Source organism: Paenibacillus silviterrae (assembly GCF_030167925.1).
Lineage (GTDB): Bacteria > Bacillota > Bacilli > Paenibacillales > NBRC-103111 > Paenibacillus_G > Paenibacillus_G silviterrae.
On sequence record NZ_JASKUT010000002.1, the window covers coordinates 917,413 to 931,132 of the forward strand.

9 protein-coding genes are annotated in these 13,720 nt (G+C 51.1%); 8 read left to right on the forward strand and 1 reads right to left on the reverse strand.

Annotated elements, in window-relative coordinates; genetic code table 11:
* Positions 1–39 precede the first annotated feature (39 nt).
* The 3 genes from QMO62_RS33465 (at position 40) to QMO62_RS27410 (ending at position 5,696) form a co-directional block, all read left to right on the forward strand.
* Complete coding sequence (locus QMO62_RS33465) at positions 40–267, forward strand: DUF4085 family protein (RefSeq protein ID WP_369699119.1); 228 nt, start codon at positions 40–42, stop codon at positions 265–267.
* 54 nt (positions 268–321) lie between these two features.
* Entirely contained in the window at positions 322–1,005 is a 684-nt protein-coding gene (locus QMO62_RS27405) for a class D sortase (RefSeq protein ID WP_284645673.1), read from the forward strand.
* Between the two features lie 251 nt (positions 1,006–1,256).
* Positions 1,257–5,696 carry a collagen binding domain-containing protein gene (locus tag QMO62_RS27410; protein ID WP_284645674.1) on the forward strand — a complete coding sequence of 1,480 codons (4,440 nt, stop codon included), beginning with the start codon at positions 1,257–1,259 and terminating at the stop codon, positions 5,694–5,696.
* Positions 5,697–5,784: 88 nt separating this feature from the next.
* Here the strand turns inward: QMO62_RS27410 and QMO62_RS27415 are convergent, their stop codons facing one another.
* Positions 5,785–6,939 carry a GNAT family N-acetyltransferase gene (locus tag QMO62_RS27415; RefSeq protein WP_284645675.1) on the reverse strand — a complete coding sequence of 385 codons (1,155 nt, stop codon included), beginning with the start codon at positions 6,937–6,939 and terminating at the stop codon, positions 5,785–5,787.
* Between the two features lie 157 nt (positions 6,940–7,096).
* Here QMO62_RS27415 and QMO62_RS27420 point away from each other — a divergent pair, with 157 nt between their 5' ends.
* The 5 genes from QMO62_RS27420 (at position 7,097) to QMO62_RS27440 (ending at position 13,687) form a co-directional block, all read left to right on the forward strand.
* A complete protein-coding gene (locus QMO62_RS27420; protein ID WP_284645676.1) occupies positions 7,097–8,860 on the forward strand; it encodes a cache domain-containing sensor histidine kinase in 1,764 nt (587 codons plus the stop codon).
* Positions 8,857–10,398, forward strand: a complete 1,542-nt coding sequence (locus QMO62_RS27425; RefSeq protein WP_284645677.1) for a response regulator — start codon at positions 8,857–8,859, stop codon at positions 10,396–10,398. Before QMO62_RS27420 ends, QMO62_RS27425 begins: the two co-directional genes overlap by 4 nt.
* A 94-nt stretch (positions 10,399–10,492) precedes the next feature.
* Positions 10,493–11,818, forward strand: coding sequence for an extracellular solute-binding protein (locus QMO62_RS27430; protein ID WP_284645678.1), 1,326 nt, complete (start codon positions 10,493–10,495; stop codon positions 11,816–11,818).
* Positions 11,819–11,920: 102 nt separating this feature from the next.
* Positions 11,921–12,796 (forward strand): carbohydrate ABC transporter permease, encoded by an 876-nt coding sequence (locus QMO62_RS27435; RefSeq protein WP_284645679.1) that lies wholly within the window; start codon positions 11,921–11,923, stop codon positions 12,794–12,796.
* Between the two features lie 105 nt (positions 12,797–12,901).
* Positions 12,902–13,687, forward strand: coding sequence for a carbohydrate ABC transporter permease (locus QMO62_RS27440; RefSeq protein ID WP_284646698.1), 786 nt, complete (start codon positions 12,902–12,904; stop codon positions 13,685–13,687).
* Positions 13,688–13,720: the final 33 nt, after the last annotated feature.

Consider the following 13,720-nt stretch of genomic DNA (forward strand, 5'->3'; position numbering starts at 1 on the left):
TTTCCATTCCATTACCTAATGCGAAGTTGTGATAAGATTATGGTGAATATTGCCCATTTTATTAAGCTAAACAGCATAACGATAATGAACCGGCATGGGAGGTTTGCTGTCACCTTGGAAGGTGTTACCTCTAACGGGCGGACCCACGAATTAGTGGTCGGAGAATGGAATTTGTACAAAGAGGCGCAAATATGCGCAAGAGGGTTTGCAGCATTGTTTCAATTTCCCATTAAGGGGATCATAGACCAGGCCCCGCCCAAATTTTGATGCTAGAAGTTCGTGAGTCCATACGCCAAATCAAATGATTGCGGGAAGGTACCCATGAAAAGAAACGTATTGTCTGCGCTTCTTATCGGTGCAGGTGTATTCATCATTGCTTTTCCAAGTATTGTGGAAACATATCATGATCGACAACAGCAAGCTCTGATTCAAGAGTGGCAGAATGCCTTTGAAACGATTAAGAATGTCGAGGACTCTTCTCTGGAACCAAGTGAAGCTGTTACACCGCTCCGGGATGATGCAGCCGGTACTACCGTTTCCGACGCTCCCGCATCGAAACGCGAACGGGTTCCGTTAAGCGAGAACATGGTCGGTTTGCTGCATGTCGACAAGATCGATTTGAAGCTTCCCATCTTAAAGGGGGCGAACCCGGAAAATTTGAGAACGACGGCTGCCAGCATTGAAAATACCGGCAATATCGGTGAAATCGGCAATTTCGCTGTTGCCGGCCATCGTAACCGTACCTTTGGCCGTAATTTCAACCGGCTGGACGAACTCGCACCCGGCGACGCCATCGATGTCGACAACGGAAAAGAGACATTCCGCTATCAGGTTACGGAGAAGCTGTACGTCGAACCGCATGAGGTTTGGGTTCTGGAGCCGAAGGGAACGGAGAGGGAAATTACGCTTGTAACGTGCCATCCGGTGGATACGGGGACACACCGCTTGATTATTAAAGGAAAAATCATTGAGAAAGTGCAGTATGGAGTTGAGATCGCCAGCTAAATATGTGATTTAATCGACGTGCCGTTTTTTCTATTTGAAAAAAAAACGGCTTTTTTATTTCCTTTTTTGACATTTTTTATTCATTGTAGAGATCTTGTAGAGTTGCGTTGGGTACAATCTACATTGGCATCTTAGAGAATGACGTAAGGAAGGTTTGTAATCGAGTGGAATGGGAGGGGAACGCCAAAGTATAGTCAGAAAAAAAACGTAATATTCTGGTAGGAGATTGACCGAACGGAGGGAAAGAGCTTTTGAAACGGAAAGGGAATCCCGTGGGTACGCTCGTGCTCACCATTCTGTTCATGCTGCAAACGTTGTTCGGGCCTGTCCTGCTGCCCGCGGCTCACGCCGCCGGTGCGGAAATTACGGAGAACATACTCAAAAATTTGAAGGTAACGATTACGGACCAGCATCAATCCGTAACCGTGTCCGTGTATGACGATCCGCAGGACTCGCTGCTGAACATCGATTGGGAGCAGAACGCAAAGGTTAGACTGGACTACGATTGGGCACTGCCGAACGGCCATGCTTATACAGCCGGTGACACCTTCAGGTTTCAACTGCCGGAGCAGTTTAAGCTGTTCTCCGGAAGCTTGAACTTCCCGCTGGAAACGGGAGAAGGCAGTGTAGGCAGCTTTGTCGTCAATCATGTGACGAATCAAGCGGTCATGACGTTTAACAACCAAATCGAAGAGCTGGAAAACATTCAAGGCTCCCTTTGGTTTGAAGCGGAATTCGACAAGACCAAATTCCACAACGATGTCACACAGCAGATCGTATTTGATGTCAAAGGTCATCCATTCTTTGCCTTTACCATGCATTTTAAACCGAATGTAGGCAGTACCATTGAGAAAAAAGGTTCTGCCAAGCCAGGTTCGTACAACGCAAAAACGATCGACTGGACCGTTGACGTCAATAAAGTGACGGACGTTGTATACGGAGCGGTCGTGACGGACGAGCTCCCTGACGGACTGACGCTGGTACCGAATTCGATGAAAGTCTTCGAATTGGATGTGAAGCTGGACGGTACCGTTATCCAAGGGGCTGAAGTCAACCCGAACGACTACACGATCGGAAAGACGGCTGGCAACAAAGATTTTACCGTAACCTTGGGGAATATTGCGAAGGCTTACCGCGTCGCCTATTCTACGGAAATTGTTGATCTGCAAAAGCTTACCTTCAACAACACGGCAACCTTCTCTCATAACGGTAACCCAAGCGGCGTCAGCAATACGGCCACAGTTACAGTACAGAGAGGTAGTCATTTAGCCAAAAAGTCAAGTGCCTATGATAGGGAAACGCAGCGAATCACCTGGGAAATCGAGTACAACTACGACGAGACGGAAGTTACCGTTCCTGAACTGATTGACTTATTCAATACGTCGCAGGAGCTCTTACCGGCTACGCTCCAAGTGTTTCCTGTAACCTTGAGCAGCAGCGGGAATGCGACGAACGGTGCTCCATTGACAGTTAATACGCACTACACCGTAGATCCCATTGCCGAACACGATCCGGAAGCAGAGGAGAACCTGCACGGCTTTAAGCTGACCTTCGCCAATGCTCCGACCCAGTCTGCTTACAAGATCATTTATCAAACGCGCTCGATTGACCCGGTGAAAGCACCCGTAACGATCTCCAACAAAATCACCGAGCTTAATCATGGACCGGGCGTTGTAGATACAAGGCTGATTCAGCCGCTGGTTATCGAGAACGCCTGCGGACCGATCGATTATGCGGCGCAGACGATCGGCTGGGAAATCAAGCTTCATGGCGGTATCAATGATTTGCCGGCAGGGGTTATTCTTTCTAATATGCCGGGCGCCAACCTGGAGTTTCTCCCGGGAACGCTGGAGATTCGCGACGCGGGCAATACGATAGTTAATCCGTCGGTTTATCAGGTCGTTTATGATCCCGGACTCAATGAACCATTCACGATCACATTCTCGAATCCGATCGCCGATAAGTATACGGTGGTTTATAAGACGAAGTATGTTGACTTGACCGGCGGCATCACCGGCTTCACCAACCAGGCCAAAGTAGAGTGGACGGGGCACGAAGCGTATAACAGCACATACAAATCCGTGACTCGGAACTGCAGCCCTGTAGCGAACGTGCAGAATAACGGGTTTAAGAAGGGCCAGTATAACGTTCAAAACAAAGAAGTTACTTGGGAAGTCGGGGTAAACTACAACAGCATGAATATTCCCGACGCCATCATTACGGATGAGCTGCTCCAAGGGCAGAAGCTGGTGGCCAATTCAATCGAAATCTATCCGATGACGATTCAATCAGACGGCACATACGCTGCTGACAAAAGCAATCCAGTGGCTGGGTTTACCAATAACAGCACTGATACGAAGGTCGACATCGGCTTGGGACCGATTACCACCCCGTACTTCTTGACCTTTAAAACCACGTACAACGGGGCGTTAATTAACGATTCGAAGATATATAACGCCGGCAAGCTGATGAACGGGGCCGTACAGGTAGGGAAAGACTTGACTGCCGATGTAACGGTGCCTCACGGGGGCGAGTATGTATTCAAGTCAGGCACACAGAACGGTTCCAATATCAAGTGGACCGTACATATTAACCGAGGTCTCTCTTATGTGGAGCAGGCCCGGGTGGTTGACAAGCCAAGCGCCAACCAGCTGCTGCTTGAAAATACCTTCAAGCTGTACGCAACCAGCATCGCGGCGGACGGCACTGTAACCAAGGGAGCGGAGCTGCCGGCTTCGGCCTATGAGCTTAAGATTCAAACGGATACCCAAACAGGAACCCAAACGTTTGAGCTCAAGTTCAATCAACCCATCGATACGGCGTATATCCTTGAGTACGAATCATTGATTGATGCGGCACATGGAGAAGTCGTATCCAACGAAATTGTTTTCAAAGGCGAGAACGCCGTTGAAGTTACGAAATCCGTTGAGGATAAGGTGGTCGTTTCCTTCTCCTCCGGCGGAGGAACAGGAAGCGGGATTAACCGGAAGCTAACCGTTGTCAAAGTGGATGTTGACAATGCCGCGCTGAAGCTTCCCGGAGCCACCTTCAAGCTGGAGCGGCTAAAGGGCAGTATTTGGGAAGACCGCAGTACCAAAACAACCAATGCAAGCGGAGAAGTCGTATTTGACAAGCTCCTGTCCGGCACGTACAGACTGACCGAGACCGCTTCACCAGCCGGTTATGTGCTGAATTCGGTACCGCTCAATTTTACCGTTCTGTTGAGCGATGGCGACAAGACGCTTATAGTCGAAAACGGGAAAGTCCCACTGCCTGCCGATCGTAAACTTACCATCGAGAAAGTGGACGAAGACAATACCGCATTGAAGCTTGCCGGAGCCTCCTTCAAGCTGGAGCGACTGGCAGGCGGGACATGGACGGACGTTGCCGTTGGTACGACGAATGCGAGCGGCAAATGGTTATTCGATCAGCTGCAGCCAGGTGATTACCGTGTAACGGAAACTGCCGCACCTGCAGGATATGTTCTTAATGCTTCACCGGTTAATGTTACTATCACAACCAGTGATAAGGACATCGTCGTCGTGAACAAGAAGATCGTTGTCGCTCCAACTACTTACAAAGTAACCGTGATGAAAGTAGACGAGGAGAACACTGCGCTGAAGCTTGGCGGGGCCTCCTTCAAGCTGGAACGACTGGCCAGCGGGGCATGGACGGAAGTTGCCGCAGGAACGACAAATGCGGGCGGTGAATTGCTATTTGACCAGCTGCAGCCAGGCGATTACCGTGTGACGGAAACCGCTGCACCTGCCGGATATGAGCTTCATACCTCACCGGTCAACGTAACCATCACAAACAGTGATAAGGATATCGTCGTCGGGAACAAGAAAATCGTTGTCGCTCCAATGACCTACAAGTTAACCGTTGTGAAAGTGAAAAAGGATGACCCTGCGTTCAAGCTTGCCGGAGCCTCCTTTAAGCTGGAAAGACTGATCAACGGGACATGGACCGAATTTGCTGCAGGAACAACAAATACGAACGGTGAGTTGTTATTCGACAATCTGCTTCCAAGCGAATATCGTGTGACGGAAACTGCCGCACCTGTCGGGTATGTGCTTACTGCATCGCCGTTCCATGTGACGGTCACGAACAGTGATATCGGCATTGTTGTGGAGAACGAAGAGAAGAAAGAGCCGACGACTCCGACGACTCCTACAACTCCGACAACTCCAACAAGCCCTGCGGAGCCGACCGATTCAACGGATACAACAGACCCAACAAAGCCGACGGCTCCAACGGATTCTGTGAGTCCGACAAAACCGACGACTCCAACCGATTCGGCCAAGCCAACGATTCCAGCGGATCCAACCAAACAGGTTGAACCAACAGATTCAAAGACTCCAATGGAATCGTCAAAACCAACGGATCAGCCGGCTTCGGAAGAGGAATCGAATGAGACTGTCACCAATCCGGCGGAGGACACTCCTGTTGGGGAAAATGTAGGCTTAGCTGAAAATGAGTCCAATGTAAAGGATTTGGCTGTCAGTACTACAGACCAGCCGGGTGAAGAGTCCGGTAAATCCAATGTACTTCCATCAAGCCAAGGCGGTAAAACTGCCATGCTTCCGAAAACGGGAGAAAGCAGCCCTATCATTCCGAACGTTATCGGCGGGCTGCTGATCTTCATCGGCCTAGTTATCTTCCTAAGACGTAAATCCGGTCGTTTGGCGTAACAAGCAATGGTATAAATACGATAGTTTTAACAATGAAAGATGCCTCCTTGGAGCGGTTTGCTTCAAGGGGGCATCTTTTTATTGATCGTTAAACGTAGTTAAGCCCCGAAGCATAAGGGAACGGCACCGGAAAAAGCTTGGCCAGCTGCCTGAGAGCGTCCGCATCCGCCTCGAGCTGCGGCTCGGCGTCGAAAACGAGCGAAACGAATTGACGGGCATCCAGTTCCAATGTATGTGTGCCGGCCGATAACCGAACCGCACCGTCTTCGAGCGACTCGACCCGAAGCGATTGGCTAAGCACATCTTCGGTTCCAGTCCAATAAGGCGCAAGCTGGCGGAACAGCCGCTCCGCATTGACAACGAACAGCGTAACGCTATTGTTCCGCTCGGCGCTTGGCGAATCCTGAAGCGCTTGCGCCAGTTCGGTATCAAAACGCGAAACAGGCACGTCCAGCTCTGATAGTTCGTATCTTCCTACCGCTTCGGACAGAAGGTGTGCGACCATTGGTGCCGGTCCGGCCCATTCGATAGCAAGCGGCCCCCTCTTCGGCTCGAGGCCATCCGGTATGGCGACAACAGCAAATGCGGCAATGCCGTTGTTCCCTTGCTCCTCCGCCACTAACACGCGGTGGCGCAGCTTGACACAGCTCGCAAATGATTCGGCGTTCACCATGCGAGCCAACTCGGACAAGCTCTGCTCATAACGGACCGTGCGCGCAGAGGCTAACGCATGAATCCTGAACCAATCGGTCTGTGCAAGCTCCCGTACGGTTACATGGCCTGCTTCATTCAGGTACCGGCTGTTGATTGCTGCCGCGGTCTCCGGATTCAGCGTAAAGTGAGTTACGTTCCCGAACGGGTAGCAGCGGGCACGTGTGTAGAGTGAGCGGTCTCCGGAGACGAGCAGCAGCGAAGCACCTGCCGCATCGATATGCTTCTTGACCGCTTCCAGTAGCTGTCCGGCATATCCCTTGCCGCGATGATCCGGGTGCGTGCACACAGAGCCCAGCGAATAAACGCGAAGCTGTGCGTCCCCAATCGCGATGATCGCAGGCACGACACCCATGAAAGCAACAAGCTCGCCGCTTTCGAACACGCCGAACGACTGCTCCAATTCGCGGGAAAAAACGAGAGGGAACGCTTCAGCCATAGACTTTTGTTCCCCGCCGCGAAAGGTTGCGTCAGCAAGCCTGGCAGCTGCCTCCATTTCTTGCGGACGAACGATTCTGATTTCGGTTGTCATCAAACCCACTCCTTTTTTCGACGTTGCATCTGTCCAAATAGTAACACCAGAATCGAAAAAAGCAAAAGAAAAGTTTGATTTTATTTAAAAATGTTTGTATATATTAAGGCATATGTGAGCTGGTTCAGTGAATGAAAGTCCACAATGGGGGAATCATATGACGCGCTGGTTAGGAAGATCTCTTCATCGTAAACTGTCCTTTTTTCTGCTTATTTCCATCCTCGTTCCCATGCTGCTGCTCGGCTATTTCTCGTTTACGATGGCTTCTAACGTGACGGAGGAGAATGCGAAGCAATCCGCTATGAGCATTCTAAGACAAATCGATACAAACCTGGAATTTATCGTCCAGGATGCCGAGAACATGTCGTTGTTTCTGATCGGCCACAAAGAGGTGCAGCAGTATTTGAGCAGCGCTGAGGAGAATGCCGTCAAACAGACGCAAATGATCGAATTTTTATCCAATCTCGTTTATTCCAAGAAGTATATTTCCGACATCACTATTTACCCCAAGTACATCGCCCACCCGGTATCCAACACGACCATATTCGAGTCCGGGTTACCCGATATAACCAAGGAGGATCCGAGCTATTTCGACAGGCATTCCAAATGGTGGACAACCGTTTATGAGAACCATACCGCCGCAGGTGTAAAACGGGTCATTTCTTTAGTGCGGCCCATTCGCAGCACGAACAATTTTGAACAAATCGGCAAACTCGTCATCAGCCTGGACGAAGCGGTCGTCGAGCGCATGCTCAAGCAATCCGGCCTTAACGGCGAAGGCTACGCGATGCTGCTAGATCCGAAGGGCGGCATCCTCTCCAGCGGGTCCCGTACTTCTTTCCGCGGTCCGGTCGAATCTGTGTTGACGGGGCTAATGCCGCTTACACAGATAACGGGGTCCTTCAATTACGGGAACCCGCCTGATGAGAAAACGATACTCTATCTAACCGTTCCGGGGGTGAACTGGAAGCTGGTCGGAGTCATTCCGCTGGCTGAGTATAAAGCGCAGAACCGCTACGTGCTCACCCTTACAGCGGTAGCGGTCGGCATCGCAGGGCTGCTCATCGCGTCGCTTGTCGTTTTTTTCGTACAGCGGGTAACCCGGCCGCTTCGAATGCTGACGCATTTTCTGAAGGATACTGATCCGGAGGAGCCGATGCAAATGTATCCCGTTGAGTCCATGGACGAGGTAGGGCAACTGGTTCGCAGCTATAACAAGCTGGGCGAACGTATTGAACGACTCACCGGGCAAGTAAAGCACAACGAATCGCTCAAGAAGGAAGCCGACATGCAGGCGCTGCAGGCGCAAATCAACCCGCATTTTTTATACAATACGTTATCTTCGGTTCACTGGATGGCGCTGATGAACAAAGATATGAAGACCGCTGAGATGGTCGGCAGCCTGAGTGACTTTCTCCGCTTCAGCTTAAACAAGGGAGCCCAGTTCTGCTCTGTAGAGCAGGAGGTGTCTCATGCCCGCCACTATGCGAATATCCAATCCATCCGCTTCCCGAACAAGTTCGAGGTTCACTTCTTTATCGACCCTGGTCTTCACAGCCACATGATGCTGAAGCTGCTGCTTCAGCCCTTGATTGAGAATGCGCTCATCCACGGCATCCAGAAAAAGGAGGGGAAAGGCGTCATCCATGTGCATGCGGTTATGCAGGGGATGCTGATGACGTTCGTTATCGAGGATACAGGTGTCGGCATGGAACCGGGCAAGCTTCAGGACATCCGGGACCGGCTGACTCCGCCGGATGACCGTACGGTTATCGTGCAAGGAAGCTACGGGCTGCGGAATGTGCATCAGCGTCTATTGCTGCATTACGGCCACGAGGCAGGGCTTCGAATCGAAAGCACGGAAGGGGTCGGCACGCGTGTCATGTTTACAATACCTGTAACGGAGGAATCCGCATCATGAGAATATTAATCGTCGACGACGAAGTCATTATCCGCACCGGTCTCAGCACCGTCATCAACTGGGAGGAGCTCGGCTTCGAGCTGCTGCCTCCCGCTGCTTCCGCAGAAGAGGCGCTAGTGCGCATTCCGGAGGAGCGGCCGCATATCGTGCTGACCGATATCCGTATGACCGGCAAAGACGGCTTGGAGCTGACAGCCGAGGTAAAGCGGCAGCTGCCGGATACGGAGATCATTATTTTGACCGGGTATGATGATTTTGCCTATGCGCAGCAAGCGATCCGCGAAGGCGTCAGCGACTATTTGCTGAAAACGAGTTCCCCAAACGAAATCATCAAGGCTGCAATGGAGGCGAAGCAGCGTCTGCTGAAACGGTGGGATGCCCAAAAGCAGGATTACATTCAGCATACGGCCTTTCGGGGAAGTCTGCTTGAGAAGCTGCTGTCGGAGGGCGGACTGGACGGGGCTTCGATAGCCCAATTCCCTCAGCTGCTGCCGAAGCTCCGCATGAATGCAAGAGCATTCCAAGTGCTGATCATTGCGGCTTCCGGTTGGGGCGATGCAACGAATTATGCGAGTGCGCTTCATTTTGCAGTGGACAATATGGCCGCGGAGCTGCTCGATTGCGAAACGCTGCTTCGCAGGGATTACGTGGTCATTGTCCTATCCAGTGATCAGGCAACCATTGACATGAATAAAGTTAAGCTGGAGCTTGGTAGAATCAGCCGGAAGCTGAAATGTAAGCTGTTCATCGCCGCCGGTTCGAGCGTGCATACGCTCTGGGACCTGAAAACATCATATAGCGAGGCATCATTCGCTTTTACATTCAAAGGTTTCCGGGGTCAGGAAGACTTTGTCACCTACGATGATGTGAAAGGGAACAAAGGCGGAAGAACCATATGCTCGCAAGAGGAGGAGGAGCAGCTCGTTTCCCTTCTTAAATCCGGCAGTGCCATCGAGCTGAGGCATTGGGCGAATAAAATGATCGAAGCTCAGCTTGCCGACCCAGCCGTAACTCCTGCCTCACTGCAAGCCTTTACGAACTCGATCGTTATTTCGGGACACCGCTGGTTGGAGCGGGTAACGGAGGCACTCGGAGGCGAGGAGAAGCTGCCTGAACAGCTGATGACGGACTCGCACGAGATGTCGGAAAGGCCGGAGGAGAAGCTGTTCAAACATCTGCAGTCGCTGATGGATAAATACCATGAGCTGCTGTCGGGGGAGAGGGTCTCGTATATAAAACGAGCAATAGCGTATATCGGCGACCATCTGGACAAAAATGTAACCTTGCAGCAGGTCGCGAAGCATGTGCATTTGAATCCGAATCATTTTAGCGAAGTATTTAAACGGGAGACGGGTCTGACTTATCTTGAATTTGTTACGCGAGAGCGCATTCGCCGGGCGATGGAGATGCTGGACGATTCTCCGATCAAGATTAGCGAGGTGGCGCGGCGTGTCGGATACGAGGATGTCAAATATTTCAGCCAATTGTTCAAGAAGGTTTCGGGGAAAACGCCGTCGGAATACCGAACGAAGTCCTGAATATTATCTACCCTGCGTCCGAAGTTTATCCCCTGCCCAGAAGAATACAGAGCCCCTATACTGAAAAAGTAACCAAACAAGGGAGGTCTCGCTAATGAAAAAAACAGTAAAAACCGCTGCAGCTCTTACACTTACGACTTCGCTGCTTTTGGCCGGATGCGGCACGAAGAACACCGATACAGGAAAAACTACCGAGGGAGGCAAGGGTGAGAAGGTTAAACTCTCCATCTGGCACAACTATACAGGTGACGATCAGCGAGCAAAGACAATGCGTTCCATCATCGAGCAATTCCAAAAGGACCACGCGAACATTGAGCTTGACGTTCAAGCAATTCCGCCGGACGGCTACAGAACACGTCTGAAAACCGTTGCAGCCGCAAACGAAATGCCTGATCTGTTCGTGATGTGGCCGGGTGTGATGACGAAGGAATTCCAAGCAGGCAACCTATTACAACCGATCAATGCGCTTCTGGACAGCAAGCAGGAGTGGAAAAACGGCTTCCTGCCGGGCTCGTTCGACGGCTTTACGATTGACAATAACATCTATAGCGCGCCAATGGCATTGTCTCCTACATCGATTTTGTACTACAACAAAACGATTATGGAACAAAATGGGGTACAGGTGCCGAAAACTTGGGACGACCTGATGAATGCCGTAAAGACGCTGAAGGAGAAAAAAATCACACCGATCGCTTTGGGCAACAAAGCGGCTTGGCTCGCACAATCAAGCATCCTTAGCTCGTTAGCCGACCGCGTTACCGGCACCGAGTGGTTCTTGAAAGCGGCTGCGCAGAACGGTGCGAGCTTCACTGACCCGCAATTTGTGCAAGCGCTCCAATACTTGCAGGATCTCGGCAAGGCGGGCGCCTTCCAGGAAGGCTTCAATGCGATCGATAATACGCAAATGGAGCAAATGTTCGCCCAAGGAAAGGCTGCGATGATGATTGACGGCGGTTGGGCGCTGACGAACTTTGCCTCAAACGCCTCCAAGGAAGCGATGGCGCAAATGGGCGCAACGGTTCTGCCTTCTATACCGGGCGGCAAGGGGGATCCCAATACGCTGTCCGGAGTCGTAGGTACCGGTCTTGGACTTAGCAAGAACGTTACCGGCGCGAAGAAGGATGCCGCGTTCGAGCTGATGTATGCGATGGCGGGTCCGGATGCGCAGAAGCGGGTCCTGGAAAGCAACCAACTGGTCAGCTATAAGGTAACGCTCGATACGAGCAAGGTCACTCCGATTTTCGCGGAAGTATATAAGCTGGTTAACAGCGTAAGGACGACACCCGTTTACGATGGAGTATTGACCTCTGCCGGAGCGGAAGCGGTTAATAACGGCATACAAGAGCTGCTGATGGGCGGCAAGCCGGCCGATATCGCTACGAAGATTCAAGACGCGCAAGCCAAATCGCTCGGCAAATAATCAGGCGATCCTAAGCTCAAGCCCCATCTTGTCGCGGTTTCAGCTTTCCTTCTCCCGAGGGCTTGCTGAAACCGTTCTACCTTTAACGAAAGGAGCAGCTGTATGACGACTTCCGCCCGCATGAGGGGCTTCATCACCCTAGGACTTCTTCCCGCATTGCTCTTATATTTGGTATTCGTCATTGTCCCAGTTTTTTGGTCGGCGTACTATGGCTTATTTGATTGGAAAGGCATAGGCGCAGCAAAATTCATTGGCTTCGGAAATTACCTGGAGGTTCTTCAGGATCCTATATTTTGGCTTTCCTTCAAAAACAACATGCTAGTAGTGGCCGCCTCGGTCTTCGGACAAGTGCCGATCGCACTTCTTTTGGCTTTATTCCTGCTTAAAAATTCATGGTTCCACCGGTTTATCCGTTCCGCTGTCTTTATGCCGATGGTGTTATCCTCGGTTGTCGTAGGTATCATATGGGGTTACATTTATCACCCGGAGATCGGTATTCTGAACTTCCTCCTGGAGCGGCTGGGACTCGGCTCGTGGAAGCAGCAATGGCTGTCCGATTCGCGAATATCGATGTATGCACTGATGGTGCCGATTATTTGGAACTATATTGGTCCCTATCTGATCATGTTTATTGCCGCCTTGCAAAATATATCCAGCGAAATTGAAGATGCGGCCAAAATCGACGGCGCCGAGAATGCGCGCAAGCTGTTCTCCATTACGCTCCCCATGATTTGGGATACGATCAAGGTTGCGGTCGTGCTCTGCATCTCAGGCAGCTTGAAAGCGTTCGATCTGATTTATATTATGACAGGCGGCGGGCCGGCGCACTCGACGGAGCTGCTCGCCTCCTACATGTACAACAACACGTTTTCGATCTATCGGTTCGGTTACGGCAGCGCCGTGTCCACGACCATAATATTGCTGAGTCTGATCTTGATTGCAGGCAGCCAATATTTGATGAAACGAGACTATCGTTAAGAGGAGGATCCGATATTGAAAGCACATATTCATTCCGTAAGGGCATCCTCCTTAAACAGGATAGGAAGCCTCCGCAAGTGGAGGGTCGGCGCCGCCAATGCTCTGATGGCGATATACGCCGTGGTCACGCTTTATCCGCTGCTTTGGCTGTTCGCCAGTGCACTGAAAACGAACGACGAATTTTTCTCCCGTCCGTTCCAGCTTCCTACCGTCTGGCAGTGGGAGAATCTCTCACGGGCCTGGAAGGTATCCGATATGAGCACAGGCATGCTCAACTCTGTGATCGTGACGTTAGCGTCACTTGTGCTGACGCTTGTGATTGGGGCACTTGCCGCCTATGTGCTCTCGCGGTTTCAATTCCGCTTTAAGCTTTTCTACATGGGCTTGTTTCTGCTTGGCATGCTAATACCGATTCACAGCACGCTTGTTCCCTTGTTTATCTTGATGAACAAGGCGCATTTGCTGAACACTTATTGGGCGTTAATCCTGCCTTATACGGCGTTCGAGCTGCCCATTGCGATATTTATCGTACAGGCTTACATGAACACGTTTCCGAAGGATATTGAAGAAGCAGGAATGATAGACGGGACCGGCTATTGGGGCATTTTCACGAGAATTATGCTGCCGTTATCCGCTCCGGCGCTGTCCACAGTGGCGATCCTAGCCTTCTTGCGCTTCTGGAACGACTTCTCGTTCGCGCTTGTATTCATCAGCAAGCCGGCGTTAAAAACGCTGCCGCTCAGCTTATCCGTATTCGCCACGGGTTATATGACCGATTACAAGCTGACCATGGCCGCTTTATCTATTGCTGTTATCCCGACCATCATTGTCTACCTGATCTTTCAGGAACACATTATGAAGGGTATGATCGCAGGGGCGGTTAAGGGGTAGGTCTTCCATATTATGCAGCCTTTGTTTGATCCT